This is a genomic window from Pseudoalteromonas sp. SWYJ118, from assembly GCF_015864505.1.
Lineage (GTDB): Bacteria > Pseudomonadota > Gammaproteobacteria > Enterobacterales > Alteromonadaceae > Pseudoalteromonas > Pseudoalteromonas arctica.
Genome location: NZ_JADYXC010000002.1, coordinates 363490 through 382180 on the forward strand (window position 1 = coordinate 363490; position 18691 = coordinate 382180).

Here is an 18691-nt window from a genome sequence, read left to right on the forward strand (position 1 = left end):
AAATAAATCCTCCTATTAAGGTACTAAGCTTAATAGAAAATGCAAGTTTTATTCTATCTCTTTTATCGCATTAAGTACTCGCTTAGCCGAAATTGGGTAAGGAGTTCCAAGCGTTTGAGCAAATAGCGACACTCTAAGCTCTTGTTGCATCCAAAAAATAGCGGTTACTTCTTGTGGAATAGGCAAGCCTTTAGGCGTTTTATTAACTACTTTTTTGTACTCTTGAGCAACTTTATCCAACTCTAGTACGCATAACCTATCACGATTTGGATCCACAGGCAGCTTCTCTAAACGTTTTTGAATCGCTTTTAAATAACGAATTAAATCCGTTATTTTATCTGCGCCATGCGCGCTCACAAAACCTTTAAATATAAGTGACTCAAGCTGTGATTTTATATCGCCATGCGCGGTTATCATGGTTAAATCAACGCGCCCTTTCATTTTTTTATGCAGTGCGTGCGCAATACTTAATACTTGCTCAACTTGCGTTGCAATCGATACAACGGCATCACCGAGCTCACCTCGTATTTGCTCTTTTACTGTTTCAAATGCTTTTTCATCGCGTATATCGCCGTGTTTCACTAATAAGCTATCAACACCTGCGGCGATACAATCATCAATTAAATCAGCTATTTTACCAAATGGATTAAAGTACAAACCCAGCTTTGCCTTATTCGGTAAGTTTTGTTGTAAGTACTTAATTGGCGACGGCACATTTAACAATACTAAACGGCGCAAACCTTGTTGATGCGCTTGCTGCGCTTTTGCTTCACTATCAAAAAGCTCCACTGCAGCGGCTGATTTTTTATCCACCAGCGCAGGGTATGCTTTTATTTCGTATTGACCTTGTTTTTTAACATATGACGCTGGCAGCTCACCAAAGTCCCATTGTGTTAGGTCTGATTTTTCAATGCCTTTATCGGCTACTTTAGACAGTGTTTCGGTTACTTCACCTTGCAGCTCTGCTTTAAGTTTGGCTAAATCAAGTCCACGAGCAAGTAACTTATCGTGTTCATCACGTACTTCAAACTGCAATCGTAAATGCGGTGCAAGCGCGGTTAAATCCCACGCTTCTGCATCAACTCTCACACCTGTCATTCTTAATAAGCGCGTAGCTAAAGCATCAATTAAGCTACCTTGCATTGGCTCAATAGCTGCAAGTACTGCATCTGCATAATTTGGTGCTGGCACAAAATTACGGCGAAGCGATTTAGGCAATGACTTTATAAGCCCACTTATTAGCTCATGTCTAAATGCAGGTATATGCCAGTCAAAACCACTCTCTTGTACTTGATTCAACAGTGCTACCGGTATTTGCACCGCAACACCATCAACCGCTTGTCCTGGGTCAAAATGATAAGCAAGCGGTAATATAATATTGTCTTGCTGCCATGTGTCAGGGTAGTCAAACTCAGTGATATTACTTGCACCATGCTGCATTAGCTCTTCACGGGTCATGTGTAAGTAATGTTTATTTTGTTGTTTTTGTGTTTTATACCATTTTAAAAATGCAGCGCGGTTATTAATTTCTTTGGGTATTTTTTTATCGTAAAACTCAAATAACGTTTGCTCATCAACTAAAATATCACGACGACGAGACTTATTTTCCAGTACTTGAATATCTTCAATAAGCTCACTGTTAAACGCTAAAAAGCCCTCGTTTAAGCCCAGCTCTTGTTCAACTAATGCAGTGCGTACAAAAAGCTCTCGGCTCACTTTAGGGTCAATATTGCTATAAACACAGCGGCGTTTATTTACAACAAGTAAGCCGTACAAAGTTTGCTGCTCAAACGCGATTACCGCACCTGGCTTTTTCTCCCAGTGTGGCTCTGTGTAGCTACGTTTTACTAAATGCTGTGCTAATGGTTCTACCCAGTTAATGTCTATTTTTGCATTTGTGCGGGCATATAATTTACTGGTTTCTACCAGCTCCGCTGACATGATCCATTTAGGACTCTTTTTAAATAAACCTGAACCCGGAAAAATATGAAACTGACTATTACGTGCACCTTTGTATATTTGCTTCTCATCTTTAAAGCCAATATGGCTCAGCATTCCGCTTAATAACGCTTTATGAACAAGTTCGCCATCAGCCGCTTGGCTGGTTGCTTTCATGCCCATTTCGTTACACACAGTACTTATTTGATAAACAATATCTTGCCACTCACGCAAACGCATATAGGCTAGGAAATCTTTTTGACACAGCTTTCTAAACTGGCCGTTAGTCAGCTCGCTTTGCTGCTCTTCTAAGTAATTCCATAAGTTCAAAAAAGCGATAAAGTCTGAATCTGGGTCGTCAAAGCGACCGTGTTTTTCGTTAGCTGCAGCACGTTTTTCTTGCGGGCGTTCGCGTGGATCTTGAATCGACAGCGCCGCCACAATAACAATCACTTCACGCAATGCGCCAAGTTTGTGAGCTGTGAGCACCATTTTAGCTAAACGAGGGTCTACCGGTAATCGGCTGAGTTCTCTACCTGAAGCGGTTAAACTCGTTTTACTATCACGTTTGTCTGGTTTTACTGCTTGTAGTTCTTCTAATAACGATAAACCATCACTTATATTACGGCTATCTGGTGCTTGCACAAACGGAAATTGCGCCATATCACCAAGCCCGAGTGCCAACATTTGCAAAATAACTGAGGCAAGATTAGTACGCAGTATTTCAGGGTCGGTAAACTCTGGGCGCGATAAAAAATCATCCTCAGAGTACAAGCGAATACAAATACCCGCTTCAACACGTCCACAACGACCCATACGCTGATTAGCACTTGCTTGCGATATAGGTTCTATTGGCAGGCGCTGAACTTTTGTACGATAACTGTAGCGGCTTATACGCGCAGTACCTGGATCTATGACATAACGAATACCAGGCACGGTTAGTGACGTTTCGGCTACGTTGGTCGATAAAATAATATGACGACGAGAATGTGGCGCAAATATACGGTTTTGCTCTGCGTTAGATAAGCGCGAGTAAAGTGGTAATACATCAGTGTGTTTTAAATTACGCTTGCTAAGTGCATCAGCGGTATCGCGTATTTCACGCTCACCGTTTAAAAATATCAGTATGTCGCCAGGACCTTCCGCGCACAGCTCGTCAACAGCATCAAAAATACCTTGTAGCTGATCGCCCTCGGCTTCCATATCTTCTTTATTAATATCGGCCGTTGGGTTGTAACGCACATCAACAGGGAAAGTACGGCCCGATACTTCTATAATGGGCGCATCATTAAAATGCTTTGAAAAGCGCTCAGGATCGATGGTTGCAGACGTAATTATTATTTTTAAATCGGGACGTTTTGGAAGTAGGTTTTTTAAGTAACCTAAAATAAAGTCGATGTTTAAACTACGCTCATGCGCTTCATCTATAATTATGGTGTCGTATTGGTTTAAAAATCGATCTTGCTGAATTTCTGCCAGTAAAATACCGTCAGTCATGAGTTTAACGTACGTATTATTAGAAACCTGATCGCTAAAACGAATTTTAAAACCGACTTGCTGACCAAGTTCGCACTTCATTTCTTCAGCAATACGGTTAGCCACCGTTCGCGCAGCGAGTCGGCGTGGTTGAGTATGGCCTATTAAGCCATCAACACCACGACCAAGCTCTAAACACATTTTAGGTATTTGAGTTGTTTTACCTGAGCCCGTCTCACCGGCAATAATAACCACTTGGTTATTTGCAATGGCGTCTTTAATTGTTTCCTTTTTTTGACTTACTGGCAATTGCTCAGGGTAAGTCACTTTAGGAAGGCCCGCTAAGCGTTTATCGCGTAATTCTTGGCTACGGGTTATATCAGCCGCTATTTTTTCAAGCGCGTTGGCATGCTTGTTTTCATCCGTTATTTTTTTTACGCCATGTAAGCGTTTTTTGAAAATGAATTGATCTTTTTTCAAGCACGTTTTTAGCTCGCCAAACAACTGACCTAGGTTTACCACCCGCATACCTTACAAAATTAGTTAAAGAGCCATAATTGTATCAAATTAAACGGCCGGGGTTAATCCTACAAAATGCATAACACGGGGTTGTTTGTTATATAAACGCTGCGATTCACCTAAACTGCGAATAATAAATCTATCTCAAGCAGTTATTTTCAGCGCTAACTGCACTGAAAATAACTGGTTAGCAATAAATGAATTAAAATATCATTGTGGTTCAATATGTTAGTAAATCTCTTAACCAGAGTTGAGGTTAATTAAATTACTTTGGCTTATTCGTCGTTAAAAATGCCCACGTAGGTCGCTTGCGTATTCGATTTACTTGCCCGATACATGCCAGAGGTATTAAACGGCAAGCTAATATTCCCCTTAGTATCAATAATAATAACGCCACCAGTGCCACCAATTGGCTTAAGCACACCGTTTATAACTTCATCTCCAGCTTCAGCTATGGTTTTACCTTGATACTTAACACGCGCACATATATCGCTCGCTACGTTATAGCGAATAAAATATTCACCGTGCCCTGTTGCCGATACTGCGCACGATTCGTTTTCAGCAAATGTCCCAGCACCAATTACCGGCGCGTCACCTACACGGCCATAACGTTTTGCCGTCATACCACCTGTGGATGTACCTGCCGCTAAATTACCGTTTTTATCAAGCGCCACTGCGCCAACCGTGCCCATTTTGTAAGAGTTAGGCAATGCTTTGTGCGCGGCTTGGTACTCTTTACTGGTTGCTTTGGCTTTATCTAATTTTTGTTTTGCTTTTAAAAGCGCTTTGTAACGAGGCTCGGTATCAAATAAGTTATTTTCGACAAGTTCAACACCTTGCTCTTTAGCAAACTCCTCAGCGCCTTGCCCACTAAGCATTACGTGTACAGAGTTATCCATGACCAAACGCGCTAATTTAATCGGGCTCTCAATATGCTTTACACCCGCAACGGCGCCTGCTTCACGGTTTCGACCATCCATTATGGATGCATCAAGCTCATGCCCGCCATCGTAAGTGTATACCGCTCCACGCCCTGCATTAAAATAAGGCGATTGCTCTAATACTGTAATTGCCGCAGTTACCGCATCTAAACTTTCACCGCCTTGGTGCAATACTTTATAACCTGTCTCTACAGCCTCTGTTAATTTAGCGCGGTACTGCTTTTCTTGAGCGGGTGTAAATCGTGCTTTTTCTATTGTCCCTGCCCCACCATGAATCGCAATGGCAAAAGGAGTCTCTGCAGCGAATACGCTATTACTTAAAGCAAAAAGGCTGCTCGCAAAAATTGCTAATAAGGGTGTTTTCATAATGAGTTCTTTTATGGGAAAGTTATAAACTAATGTGAATGGTTGCGGGCTTAATTTCAACTAAAGTGAGTTTAATGGCATAAAAAAAGCGCCTTAAGGCGCTTTTTAAAATTTTACGTGTTTGTAATACCAATTTTATTAAAAACATGATCATTCTAGCGTATTAAATAGCTCACTAACTACGTTGAAATTATTTATATAGAACAACTATGTATCATAATTTTAGCCTTGTTATTGAGCTATTTTCTTATCGCTATAATAGATCACTAATTTAATGCAATTGGTATAATTAAGCTTGTTTAGCTTTTAAACGCGCTAAACGTGCTACTTGATGAGTAGACGTTAAGAAAGAATAAATTGGTGCTAAGTAACCACGTTTACGAAGCTCTAAGAAATCAGCATCGCTTAACTCGTTTAGCTTTTTCTCATCGATAAGGTAAATACCGTTGATGTCTTTTTTCTCGCCTTTAATGTCTACTGTAAGCGTTTGCGCAATTAGTAGCTCTTTATCAGCAAGGAATTTAGTGAACGCTTCAGTTACTTGAGAAAACTCAATAAAAGATACAAGCGCTTCTTTACGACGTTTTAGGTAATCTGTTTCTTCGCCGTTTTCAAATAATGCATTACCTTCGTCTTCACCAACAAGCGCACTTGCTTCGTCAATTACGATACCGTATTGATCTTGATCTGGGTGTTTAACTAAGCCCAGTGGGTAACGAGTAGATGCCATAGGTGCAAATGCTGCAGTCCATTTACCATCTTCTACAAAAAGGTTTTCGCCTGGCTCTAAGCCAAACATAGCAACAGCTTGAAAAGTGCCGCTTTCGTTGTTTTTAACGAATGACATTGGAAACTCGTTTGCTACGCGTGCAAACTCATGTGCAACTACTGGCACTAAATGTTGAGTTTTCATGAATTCTACATTGATGCCGTTTTGAATTTTAGTGTTGGCATGCTTTTCGTTGTGTAAAGGCTGTACTTGTTGCTCCGCCATGTTACTGCTCCGTTTATTTTAATTTATATGTTTCATTGTTAATACCTTTAGGCTAATGCTTTTGAGCTAAAAAAGGAAGGGAAACTTTTATGACAGCGACCATGAAAAAATAAAATCTAACCAAATCTGAGCGTTGCTAAAAAACATACAGCTCAAACTCATAAATTCTGTTCAAAAACAACACACTTCATGGTTGATTTTAATACAAACCAAAGTTATTCATTAACATTGGTTAACAGTTCAGGACTGTTTTTTTGCAGTGTTTAGGCTTAAATTTGAGCAAATAAAAAAGGCCGCTTATATAAGCGGCCTTTAAAAGTTAAATTAGCACCTAAATTAAGGCGCCCAATATACTTCAATATTTATACTTGGGTGATTAAGCACAGCGCGAAGTGGCATGTCATGAACATCGCCGCCCGCTTTTGCTTGCTTATAAACAGCGAGTTTTTCTTCACCGCTAATTAAAAGCTTAACCACTTTAGATTGCGCAATGGCATTTAGCGTTAAGGTCATTCGCTCAGTAATACTACCCGTCACATCACTTTGTATCGCATTAATTGCACATACTGTTTGCTCAGTTGTTAAACCGTGCTCTAAACCGTCTGCATTTGGGAATAACGACGCTGTATGACCATCTGGGCCCATGCCTAGAATAGTTACATCGTATGGCGCTTTTAAAGCACTGTAAGCGGCTTCACACACTTCACTGCCTTGCTGCGCGGTTGCAGCATCGTTTTTCATGGTTATAAAGTTTGCAGCACTGCCAAAATTTTGTAATAACGTGCTTTTAATAAACGCTTCGTTACTTTTTTCATGGCTTGGGTCTACCCAGCGTTCATCAACCATAGCAACATCAACATGTTGCCAATCTAAATCAAGCGTTGATAGATGCTTATAAGCGGGCGCAGGAGACGAGCCACCCGACACCATTAATACAGCACGGCCATCATTTTTAATACCATCACGTAGTGATTGCTCAAGCGTTGCAGAAAGCTCAGCTGTTAACGCATCTTTATCGTCAAAAAATTTTTCAACTAGTGTTGCCATGCTTATACCTTATCGCCTGTGTTAAACCACACGTGGCTTTTTTCTGCCAATAGTTCATCAGCATCCTCAGGACCCCAGCTACCAGCACGGTAAAGCGCAGGCTTGCCTTTGTCTTGCCAACGGTCAATGATTGGATCAATCCATTTCCACGCTTGACGAACTTCATCACGGTGAATAAATAATGATGGGTTATTTGCAGCGGCATCAAGCATTAAACGCTTGTACGCATCTGAGTGAAAACCATTGCTGTAAGCTTGTGAAAGCTCAATATTCATTGTTACTGGTTCAAGTTGCATTTGAAGGTTATCAAGACGCTTAGACATAAGCGTTAGTTGAATTGTTTCCTCTGGCTGCAAACGAATAACAAGACGATTGGGCTCGATATTACCCACGTTATCTTCGTAGATATTGTGAGATACTTTTTTGTATTCAACCACAATTTCTGCACAGCGCTTAGCCATACGTTTACCCGTACGAAGGTAAAATGGAACACCCGCCCAGCGCCAGTTATCAATATGCGCACGAATAGCTACAAACGTTTCTGTTTTACTAGAACCTTCATTTAGCTCTTCTAAGTAACCCGGTACAATTTTACCGTTTAAGTCACCTGGTACGTATTGACCACGCACAATATTTTCATCAACATCACCACCTACTAGTGGGCGAAGTGCTTCTAATACTTTTAATTTTTCGTTACGAATGCTGTTAGCGTTAAGCTTATTAGGCGACTCCATTGCAACTAAACAAAGTAGTTGTAATAAATGGTTTTGAACCATGTCACGAAGTGCACCGGCTTTATCGTAAAAACCAGCACGGCTTTCAAGGCCAACAGTTTCTGATAAGCTAATTTGGATGTTATCAATAGATTTAGCATCCCACATATTTTCAAACAATGAGTTTGAAAAACGTAGCGCCATTAAGTTTTGTACTGTTTCTTTACCTAAGTAATGGTCAATACGGAAAATTTGCTCTTCATTAAAAAATTCTGCAATTTTTCCATTAATTGCTTCAGCAGAATCACCGCAATAACCAATAGGCTTTTCAACAACAACGCGTGATGTAGGTGTAATTAAACCTTTAGTCGATAATATTTCACAACATGTGCCGTAAACAGCAGGCGGAAGCGATAAATAAAACACGCGAGACTTAGTGCTTTCGTGCTCATCTAAAATGCCTTTTAGCACATCCCAGTTGTCGTCTGCTTCTGTAACATTACTTACCACTGGCACTAAAAAAGTAGAAAATGCTTTCCAATCTTTAGCGTTAAACTCACCTTTGCTTAAAAATTCTTGTAATGCTTTATGCGCTGTTTCTATGTATTCAGCACGTTTCGATTCTTCGCGTACTGTTGGTAGGATACGTGAGCCTTCAGGTAAGTTACCTTCTTGATATGCTCTGTACATTGCAGGTAGCAATTTGCGTAACGCAAGATCACCACCGCCCCCAAAAATTATAATATCAAAAGGATTAAGCATAGTTACTCTCTACGTTGTGATACCCAGTACACTTTATAAATGCGCGGGTATGCCTATTTATTGCTAGATTAGATGGCTTTTATAGCTGTATTTAAATAAAAGCCTGCTGAATTGTTCTGTATCGATGATTTATTATTATTTTTATCATTGCGCTTATTAAATGAGCCTTAGGGGCCCTGTATCTCCTCTCACAAAAATACAGACCCTAAGCACTCCAGCGCTACCCGTTCAAAGGTACTCGGTTTACTTACTTGCGTAAGCGAATTTTTTACTGCGTACGGTTTTGTTTGTAGTACGCCATTAAGCCGTTTGTCGAACTATCATGAGCATGTTTAACGCTTTCATCAGTGAGTTCACTCTCAATTTTAGATGCTAAACCTTTACCCAGTTCTACACCCCATTGGTCAAACGAACATATTTCTAAAATAATGCCTTGGCAAAATATCTTATGCTCATACAGTGCAATTAAACGGCCCACTGTTTTAGCATCTACTGTATCTAATAGCATAGACGTTGTAGGACGATTGCCTTGATGAATTTTATGATTTAATAACTCATCAATCTCTGCTTGCGATTTACCCTTAGCGGTTAAATCAGCAGTAACTTGCGTTGCATCTACACCACTCATCATCGCTTCTGTTTGTGCAAAGAAGTTTGATAATAAAATATCGTGATGCTTATCAACATTCACTTGTGGCTTAACTGATGCAATAAAATCTGCAGGTACAATTACATTACCTTGGTGTAAACACTGATAAAACGCGTGCTGACCATTAATACCCGTCATGCCCCAAATAATTGGAACTGTAGTATAAGGTACCGTTTCGCCTGCAAAGTTAACGTGTTTACCGTTACTTTCCATTTCGCCTTGCTGTAAATAAGCAGGCAACATATGCAGTGATTGGTCGTACGGTAATATAGCTTGCGCTGTGTAGCCTAAAAAGCTCGTATTCCATACACTAAGCAATGCCATAATTAATGGTATATTTTGCTCAAACGGCGCAGATTTAAAGTGCTCGTCTATTTCAAACGCGCCTTCTAAAATTGCTTCAAAGGCGTCGTAGCCTAAATATAAAGCAATTGGTAAGCCTATCGCACTCCAAAGTGAAAAGCGACCGCCAACCCAATCCCACATAGTGAATACGTTTTCGTCGCTGATACCAAAAGCTGCCGTTTTTTCTAAATTTGTACTTACTGCAACAAAGTGTTTTGCAATTGTACTTTCATCTTTTGTTGTTTGTAAAAACCAGTCAACCGCTGTTTTAGCGTTTGTCATAGTTTCTGACGTAGTAAATGTTTTTGACGAAATAACAAATAATGTTGTTTCAGGGTCAATGGCTTTTAATATAGACGAAATTTGTACACCGTCAGCATTAGATACGTAATGAACATTTAACGTATCATCAGCAAGTGCTTTTAATGCCTCTGTTGCCATTTGTGGGCCAAGGTTAGAACCACCTACGCCAATACTTACCACATCTTTTACCGCTTTACCGGTATAGCCTAACCATTTACCGCTACGAACTTTTTCTACAAACACTTTAATTTTAGCTAATTCGTTGTCTACGGCTTGTGTTACGTTTTCGCCATCTACTATTAATGGAGTGTGAGCACGATTACGAAGTGCCGTATGTAGTACTGAGCGATCCTCGGTGATATTGATTTTTTCACCGCTAAACATTTTATCGCGCCACGATGCAATATCGCATTCTTTAGCAAGCGACATTAAGTTTGCAAAAACATCGTTATCAATAAGTTGCTTAGAATAGTCGAATAATACGCCAGGTACTTGAGTCGAAAACTGAGAAAAGCGCGTGTCATCTTGTGCAAATAACGTTTTCAGATGTGTTTGTTTCATCTTAGCTGCACTTTGCTCTAGTGCTTGCCAACTTGCTAGTTGCGTTCGGTTAGACATGGAAATATCCTCTAGTTTTTTCAATCAATTGATTTAAAAATGTTTTTTATAAAAGCAGAACTCTTAACACTGCTTATTTACACTAAAATTAAGCGCCGATAGTATAACTAAAAATGCAAAAAAAGTGCTGTTTTTATAATTTTAGATGCAGATGATAACGCAATTTTTAGCTTTTGACACCGGTATCATAAAAATTTTATAAATTAATTTACCCGCAATTTTAAAGGCAACGGGATAGCTTAATCAATCAAAATGAAATATTAATGAATTTTTCTCAGCACAATAATTACTTTTTATAGTTATTCACTAATTATTAGGGCCTGTTTATCTTTCGAAGTTAAATTTGCAGCAGTGTGTTTGGCATTTAGGCAAGGCAGAGCCTATGTAGTGTGGTTATTCCCCATAAATAGGCGATAACGTGGAATAAATGCCAAACATGCGCTGCCCGAAGGGTTCTGCCTAGGGGCAATTTACTCTTTGTTACTCGGTTTTTACTTAGCCCACTAGGTTACAAACCTCACGCCGCGATTAAATAGCCCCTAGATTGAACAAATTTTAATCCTGAAAGGTCAACAGGCCCTAGGGCTTGTTTACCTTGCGAGCAAATAAACCTTAAAAACAAAAAAAATCGGCCCTAAAGCCGATTTTGTATAAATTACAATCTTTGTTTAATTACTAAGCGCTAACCCGCCACTTAGGTTATAAACCGTTTTGTATCCTAGTTGCATTAAATTAGTTGCAGCAATTTTTGAGCGGTTACCACTACGGCATAATAAAATGTACTTGTTATTTTTGTTTAATTGCCCTTCAAATACCGCATTTGCCATTCTGCTAAGTGGTATATTTAATGTTTTTTCATCTAGCGTATTAAATAACTGAGCAACATTATTTGCTCCATGCTCATACGGCTCCCGAGTATCTATTAAATATGTATCGCTGGTGTTTAACATTACTTTAGCGTCATCAAAATTTAATTGCTGTGTATCAACCTCAGGTAACGCATTTACATAACCACACAATTGCGTGTTATCTACTTGTTTTGAAGCGTCGTACTGCTGTTTTTGTATTGCAAATTCATCAACTGAAATACTGCCGCTCACTAACGCATCAAGTAATGGTGTTTGGTTTTGCTGTACAGCCCAGTTCATGGCAAAACATTGTTGGTAATCGTGCCCTGAGCAAATAATGCTGGTGCTATTAAGTTGCTCGCTCATTGCTAAAATAGAGCGTGCCATTGCTTTTGCATCCCCACCTATAAGCGATGTATTGCCAAGCCCTGCAGGCAGTATTAAATCACCACAAAAACAGTAACGCGTTTCGCCATTACTGTTTTTTAATAAATAACTTACACTGTCTTTGCTGTGCCCAGGTGTAACTACTTTTTCAAGTACGTCGTTTGCCAAGTTAATACTTGCTGTATTTAGCGGCCAACCTAGCGAATCAACCTCACCTTTTATAACTCTTGAGTCAAGAACGCTGGTTAGTAAATTAGTCGCTGACTCTCGCTCTTGATGCAGATGAGTATTAAGCACCGCCGATATAGTTAAGTTTTGTGTATTAGCTATTTTTTCAAAGCGCGGAATAAGCTCAATAATAGGATCGATAATTACAGCGTGTTTATCATCGCTCACATAAAGCCAACTACATGCACCTTGGTGCCTAAATTGAGTAAGGCCCAGTGCGCATACTTCTTGTTGTGGTGTGGTGCTGTCAGATACGATTAAACAGTTTGCCTGTAGTATTGCTTTAAGAGCGCGAATACGCACACAAGCATCATCAATATCGTGTTGTGTTGCAGCAGGTCCAAACGATAGCCTAATCGCGTTTTCGCTTTGCCACTTACTTGCACCCATTGCATCTAAAACAAAACTTGTTGATGCGCCTGTACTACAAGCCGAGCCTCCACTTACACGAATGCCCGCAGCGTCAAATAAATCAATCACTTCTTTGCTCGTTAAATCGTTAACAGCAAAGTTAAGTGTGGTAGGCACGCTATAAGCAAAATCATGATTGAATGTAATATCGCCAAAGGTGTCTTTTATCGCGCTTTGTAACTGGCTTCGATAAGAGTTAAGTATGCTAATTGGTTTAAATGTATCGTCTGATTTATCAAGCAACATACTAAATAGCTTATTTAACCCTGCAATACCGGGTAGATTTTCGGTGCCTGAGCGCATTCCACTTTCTTGACCGCCACCCGCTATAAAAGGTGTGTACGCACTGCCACTACGAATATATAAAAAACCAATACCTTTAGGTGCATAAAGCTTATGCCCCGAAAAAGGTGCGTAGTCTATTGTTGTATCACTCAGCGCGAGCGCTTGTTTACCGAGCGCCTGCACGCAATCCACCATCCACGATACATTTTTATTACGGCTACGAATTACCTGCTCAATAGCGGGTAAATCTTGATATACACCGGTTTCGTTATTAACGGCCATGGTGCAAATCATCAAAGCGTTATCGATATGTTTAGCTATAAAATCTAAATCTAAAATACCGTTACTATCAACCGGAATAGCAAGCACCTCAGCATTAACGTCAAGTACGCTATTCCAGTGTTTAAGTGTATTTGGCACCGCTTTATGCTCAGTTGCACCATATAACAATACAGGGTTTTTAATCGGGTGTTTTTTAGCATCAATTAGCGTAGAAACCACCGCAGTTTGAATGCCTTCTGTTGCGCCAGAGGTAAATAAAATATCGCCATTACTTGCGCCAATAACCGTGTGTGCTTTTTGACGTGTTTGTTCTAATAAATGCTTGGCTTGTATACCTGTAATGTGCGGACTTGAAGGATTACCAAAACATATTTGCATGGTATGAGAAACAACATCAGCAATACAAGGCAACACAGGGGTCGTTGCGTTTGCATCAAGGTAAACTTGTTTTACTGGCTCATCGTGCAATAAAAACTCAGACATTAAAAAACGCACCTTATTACTAAAAAATATATCTTATTACCAATAGTACATAAATTTACAGGTAATGAGTAATAATCAATTAGCACTAGAGGTGCGTTTACTATTCTTTTTTAGACTAAAAGTCTGTTTACTTAATTATTCACTGGCCTCTTTACTTATCTCTTCATGCGTTGACGACCAAGCTGTTATTAGCGCTTTTACTAATGAAGCCAACGGGATGGCAAAAAATACGCCCCAAAATCCCCACAAGCCACCAAAAAATAATACCGCGACAATTATAAATACCGGATTTAAATCAACCGCCTCAGAAAACAGCAGTGGCACAAGCACGTTGCCATCAAGCGCCTGAATAATTCCGTAAATAATTAAAATGGTCCAAAACTGTGTTTCTAATCCAAACTGAAACAGCGCAACTGCCGCTACCGGAATAGTGACGAGTGCCGCGCCAATAAATGGAATTAATACCGACAAGCCAACAAGCACACCAAGTAATGCGGCGTAGCGTAAATCTAAAACAGTAAATGCAATAAAAGACACACCACCAACAATTAAAATTTCAAACACTTTACCGCGAATGTAATTCATAATTTGTTGATTCATTTCGTGCCACACTTGCAAAATTAAGCGTCGTTGCTGCGGGATCAGTTTAGCAATACTCCCCGTTAGCTCCAGCTTATCTTTAAGCATAAAAAACACCAGTAACGGCACAAGTACTAAATATATAAGCCATGCAACAACATCTTTTAATGACGTAAGTGAAAACGACAATACAGTTTGACCAAACTCAATGATTTTAGCTTCTACCGTTGCAACAATAGCTTGTACTTGATCTATGTTAATTAAACTTGGGTATTGTTCAGGTAAAGCCATTAAATAAGACTTCCCTTGCTCTAACATATGCGGGGTTTCTTGCACTAAGTTACTGGTTTGCTTCCAAAGCACTGGGCCAATAACCAAAATAAGGGTGAGCATAATGCTAATAAATATCAACATTACAATAATCGTTGCAGTAAAACGTTTTAAGCCAACGCGCTCTAAATGAATAACCGGCCAATCAAGTAAATAAGCAATAACCAATGCTACAAGCACAGGAACAATTAACGAGCCAAAAAAGTAAAGTAAGGCCACTGAGGCTAATAATAAAAATAATAAGGTAGACGAATGAGGATCCGAGAACTTCCTTTCGTACCATGTTTTTACGTATTCAAACATGTAATGGCTCCACTAATAACAACCCACGTTGTTTATCAAAATTGTAACTATAAGCATTTTTTTGCAAAAAACGTTCAATATCGTTCGCACTTTCACCTTTATTAAGACTAAAAGTGATACGTTGTTTTGAAGATTGCGCACTTCGTAGCGCAAGTTTAAACTGCACAAATTGCTGAGGGCATTTAAACTCTTTTAAATCGCGCTCTACCATAACTACTTTATCCGTATAGTAAATGAATAATAAGTCGCATATTGTCGGTCAATATACTTATATACCCAAACCGTTGTAACTTTTTGTTAAAACAATACCTGCAATAGTTTATCCTTATAACATAACTAGCAGTAAGGATAAGTTAATGCCTGGCACGCATAATAAAGCGCAACTACCCAGTAATCCAACACTCAAAGAGATTAATTGGTTTAAAAAGCAAATTAATTGGGGCGAACTACCTCCTTTTTATCACCTTGTTGCCTCATCAATAAGCGAATCTGAAGGGATTTTAGATCATGGATTCGATAATGCAGTTAAACAACTTATAGATAAACGCAATTGGAACTTAGATTTATTAGAAGGCCATGAAGACAGCTTTGGTGTAATACATACTAAACATAAGCCACGTATAGCGCTGCACCAAGTATTTACCGACAGAGGCTTTGAGTTATGGGCACAGCCTTATGCTAAAGATGTTATTGTTGACCAATACGTAAAAGATAATCGCTTTATGGAATTTAGAGTGTGGGATCCGCATTCAATGAAAAATCTAATCAGAATAAATCAATTACATAAGTTTATTGGCTTTTATTTTGAACGAGGCGACAAAGCAGATAAAGCCATTATTTTACATGCACATAAAGTAGTACATAAAATTATTACTTTTTTGCAGCGAGAATTGAACGTTGTAAAGCTTGATGGAGTCACAATAAAAGAACTATACCAATTGTGCGAAAAAGACAGCCGTGCAAGCAGTGACGAAATAGACATAGCCAAAATTGCAATTGGCGAACCAATTAACAAGGAATAAAATGCAGCTAAAATCAGCATTTATCACTTTATGCAGTGCCGCGCTTACGTTCAGCTTATTAGTAAGCGAACCTTTAAAAGCGCAAACTAACTTTACTCTTCCTGATTTAGGAACATCTGCATTACAAGCGCTGCCACTTGAAAAAGAAAAAGCTATTGGCGAAGTAATGATGATGCAAATACGCGGTTCATCGCCCGTTATAAACGACCCTGTATTGGATGAATACCTGACCACTATTGGCCGTAAATTGGTGGCTAATGCTAACGATGTGCGCTTTCCGTTTTCGTTTTTTTGGATAAACAACTCAGAAATAAACGCCTTCGCCTTTTACGGCGGGCATGTAGGTGTGCACACAGGGTTAATAGCACAAGCCGATAACGAGAGCCAGTTTGCCTCTGTACTTGGCCACGAAATTGCTCACGTAACACAGCGCCACTTAGCACGTAGAATACAGCAACAACAGGATAACAGCGCGCTGACCATTGCCGGTATGATTGCCGGTATACTGGCAACAGTTGTTGCACCCGACGCCGGCATTGCCATTATATCAGCGAGCCAAACGCAGTCTGCTTTTAGTCAGTTAACGCATAGCCGCTCAGCCGAGCAAGAAGCCGACCGTATAGGTATGCAAACTCTTAATAATGCGGGTTTTGATGCACGTGCATCGAGCGAATTTTTAACTAAACTTGCAGCGCAAATTCGCTATAAATACAAGCCACCTGCGTTTTTGCTTACTCACCCATTACCAGAGAGCCGCGTATCAGACGTACGCTTGCGGGCAGAGCAGTATCCTCAACGCCATATAAACGCGAGCCTTGAGTTTAGTTTAGCAAAAAGTCGCGTACTGGCACGTTATTACAACAAACCAGAAAAAGCGGAAGACCTATTTAGAAAGCTCCTTCGCGAAAACACCTACAACAATACAGCATTAAAATACGGTTTAGCTATTAGTTTGCTTGATCAAAAAAAGCTTGATGAAGCAGCGCCAATGTTAGATGAGCTTTTAAAAAACGATCCTAAAAACCTATTCTATATAGACACTCATACCGATTTACTCATCGCACAAAAAAAGGCAGATGAAGCCGTTAAATTTTTAGCGGATTTAAATCAGTATCGTCCTAATAATCAGGTGATTACACTTAACTACGCCAACGCTGCACTTGAAGCTGAGCAGTACGAACTTGCCGAAAACATTTTAAAGAGTTTTTTGCTTGAAAAGCCAGATCACAACTTAGGTAAACAACTCCTTGCTGACGCGTATAAAAAACAAGATAAATTAGCCTCTTACCACGAAGCTAACGCTGATGTATTAGCGCAATATGGTGCTTACTTAAAAGCCGCTGATGAAATCCAAAAAGCGCTTAATTTCGTAGAATCAACAGAACTTGTAAAACAACAGCGTTTAAAAGCACTGCTTACTCAGTATCGACTTTTACAAAAAGAGCTAGCGAGGCTTTAAGTCTGCAAGCGCTTACCCTAAAATAGACGCAATTCACACTTTGGAATCATTTTATGTCTGTTACTATTTACCACAACCCTCGCTGCTCTAAATCGCGCGAAACGCTAGCGCTACTGCAAAGTAAAGCGGTAGAGCCAAATATTGTAGAGTATTTAAAAACGCCTCTTACTCACGAGCAAATTTCAATGCTTGTAAGTCAGCTTGGTTTTTCATCAGTACGCGAACTAATGCGCACTAAAGAAGATGCTTACAAAGAACTTAATTTGAAAGATGAAAGCAGTGAGTCAGCATTAATAGACGCCATGGTACAAAATCCAAAGCTAATTGAACGCCCTATTGTTGTTAATAACAATAAAGCAGCTATTGGTCGTCCGCCTGAAAACGTACTAAGCGTTTTATAATGAGCGAAACCATTGTGGTACTTTACCACTCAAGCCATGGCTCAGTTGAAGCAATGGCTCACGAAATAGCAGAATCAATTGAGCAACAAGGCGCAACTGCCCTGCTGCGTACTTTTGTAGCTAAAAATCCGCACGACATTGTAATAACCAAAGATGATTTAATAAATTGTGATGGTTTAGCATTTGGTACGCCAACGCGATTTGGCATGATGGCCTCTCAAGCTAAAAGCTTTTGGGAAACTACCAGCGACTTATGGTTAAAAGGTCAGCTAATAGATAAGCCAGCGTGTGTGTTTTCGTCATCAAGCAGTATGCATGGTGGTAATGAAGCAACCTTACTTAACTTATCTCTGCCACTATTACACCACGGTATGATGCTACTGGGCGTGCCGTACGATGTACCCGAACTACTTGCAACACAAACAGGTGGAACACCATACGGTGCAACACACGTTGCTGGCAGCGCTAATAGTGCACAGCTAAGCAAAGACGAAATTAAAATATGCCAAAGCGTTGGTAAACGCCTTACTCACATTGCGAGAAAACTTAAATGAATACCGCTGACAACCCAGCTAAAAAGCCGATTACAGTAAAGTTTCAGCGTGCCGCACTATTTGGCTATGTAGGTTTACTTGTTCTTATTCCACTGTGGATGTATTTTGTGCCACCTCTAAATGGTAATGCGAGTTTAGTGTCTTTATTTTTGCCTATTATTCCGTTACTACTGCCGTTAAGAGGCATAATTAAAGACAGTACATACACTTATGCGTGGGCTAACTTTGTTGTAATGCTGTATTTTATTCACGGGCTTACCATGCTGTGGGCAGCGCCAGATGAGTTAATTTGGGTATTGCTAGAGCTTGTGTTTGCCTCTTCAATGTTTATTGGCTGTACGTATTATGCAAGGCATCGCGGACAAGAGCAGGGGTTAAAAATCCGTAAACTTAAAGAAGAACTTGCTGAAGAAAAAGCAGCAAATGAGCACGGTAAATAGCCTCTTAC

Annotated in this window: 14 protein-coding genes; 5 read left to right on the plus strand and 9 right to left on the minus strand. The window is 39.8% G+C overall.

Features of this window, described 5'->3' with window-relative positions:
• Window positions 1–48: 48 nt before the first annotated feature.
• The 9 genes from hrpA to I6F48_RS04370 all read right to left on the minus strand — a co-directional run bounded on the left by hrpA (window position 49) and on the right by I6F48_RS04370 (window position 15018).
• Window positions 49–3936, minus strand: coding sequence for an ATP-dependent RNA helicase HrpA (hrpA, locus tag I6F48_RS04330; RefSeq protein WP_197118893.1), 3888 nt, complete (start codon window positions 3934–3936; stop codon window positions 49–51).
• 272 nt (window positions 3937–4208) lie between these two features.
• Entirely contained in the window at window positions 4209–5240 is a 1032-nt protein-coding gene (locus I6F48_RS04335; protein WP_010555079.1) for an isoaspartyl peptidase/L-asparaginase family protein, read from the minus strand.
• A 289-nt stretch (window positions 5241–5529) separates the two neighbouring features.
• The gene (locus tag I6F48_RS04340; protein WP_002961447.1) at window positions 5530–6234 is read right to left on the minus strand and encodes a SapC family protein; all 705 of its coding nucleotides are present in this window, start codon (window positions 6232–6234) and stop codon (window positions 5530–5532) included.
• Between the two features lie 336 nt (window positions 6235–6570).
• A complete protein-coding gene (gene pgl, locus I6F48_RS04345; RefSeq protein ID WP_165741606.1) occupies window positions 6571–7281 on the minus strand; it encodes a 6-phosphogluconolactonase in 711 nt (236 codons plus the stop codon).
• 2 nt (window positions 7282–7283) lie between these two features.
• A complete protein-coding gene (zwf, locus tag I6F48_RS04350; protein ID WP_101163306.1) occupies window positions 7284–8756 on the minus strand; it encodes a glucose-6-phosphate dehydrogenase in 1473 nt (490 codons plus the stop codon).
• Between the two features lie 268 nt (window positions 8757–9024).
• Complete coding sequence (pgi, locus tag I6F48_RS04355; RefSeq protein WP_165741604.1) at window positions 9025–10671, minus strand: glucose-6-phosphate isomerase; 1647 nt, start codon at window positions 10669–10671, stop codon at window positions 9025–9027.
• Window positions 10672–11339: 668 nt separating this feature from the next.
• Window positions 11340–13595 carry an aminotransferase class V-fold PLP-dependent enzyme gene (locus I6F48_RS04360; protein ID WP_197118894.1) on the minus strand — a complete coding sequence of 752 codons (2256 nt, stop codon included), beginning with the start codon at window positions 13593–13595 and terminating at the stop codon, window positions 11340–11342.
• A gap of 135 nt (window positions 13596–13730) precedes the next feature.
• Complete coding sequence (locus I6F48_RS04365) at window positions 13731–14807, minus strand: AI-2E family transporter (protein ID WP_165728202.1); 1077 nt, start codon at window positions 14805–14807, stop codon at window positions 13731–13733.
• Entirely contained in the window at window positions 14800–15018 is a 219-nt protein-coding gene (locus tag I6F48_RS04370) for a sulfurtransferase TusA family protein (RefSeq protein WP_002961455.1), read from the minus strand. The genes I6F48_RS04365 and I6F48_RS04370 overlap by 8 nt, the downstream gene beginning before the upstream one ends.
• A 145-nt stretch (window positions 15019–15163) precedes the next feature.
• Here I6F48_RS04370 and I6F48_RS04375 point away from each other — a divergent pair, with 145 nt between their 5' ends.
• Genes I6F48_RS04375 through I6F48_RS04395 form a run of 5 tightly spaced genes read left to right on the plus strand, consistent with a single transcriptional unit; the run spans window position 15164 to window position 18683 of the window.
• Entirely contained in the window at window positions 15164–15829 is a 666-nt protein-coding gene (locus I6F48_RS04375; protein WP_165728201.1) for a hypothetical protein, read from the plus strand.
• A gap of 1 nt (window position 15830) precedes the next feature.
• Complete coding sequence (locus tag I6F48_RS04380) at window positions 15831–17288, plus strand: M48 family metalloprotease (protein WP_197118895.1); 1458 nt, start codon at window positions 15831–15833, stop codon at window positions 17286–17288.
• Window positions 17289–17341: 53 nt separating this feature from the next.
• Entirely contained in the window at window positions 17342–17689 is a 348-nt protein-coding gene (gene arsC, locus I6F48_RS04385) for an arsenate reductase (glutaredoxin) (protein WP_165728199.1), read from the plus strand.
• Window positions 17689–18243: an NAD(P)H:quinone oxidoreductase gene (wrbA, locus tag I6F48_RS04390; RefSeq protein ID WP_165728198.1), complete on the plus strand. Its 555-nt coding sequence runs from the start codon at window positions 17689–17691 to the stop codon at window positions 18241–18243. The genes arsC and wrbA overlap by 1 nt, the downstream gene beginning before the upstream one ends.
• Window positions 18240–18683 (plus strand): DUF2069 domain-containing protein, encoded by a 444-nt coding sequence (locus I6F48_RS04395; RefSeq protein WP_024608624.1) that lies wholly within the window; start codon window positions 18240–18242, stop codon window positions 18681–18683. Before wrbA ends, I6F48_RS04395 begins: the two co-directional genes overlap by 4 nt.
• Window positions 18684–18691 lie beyond the last annotated feature (8 nt).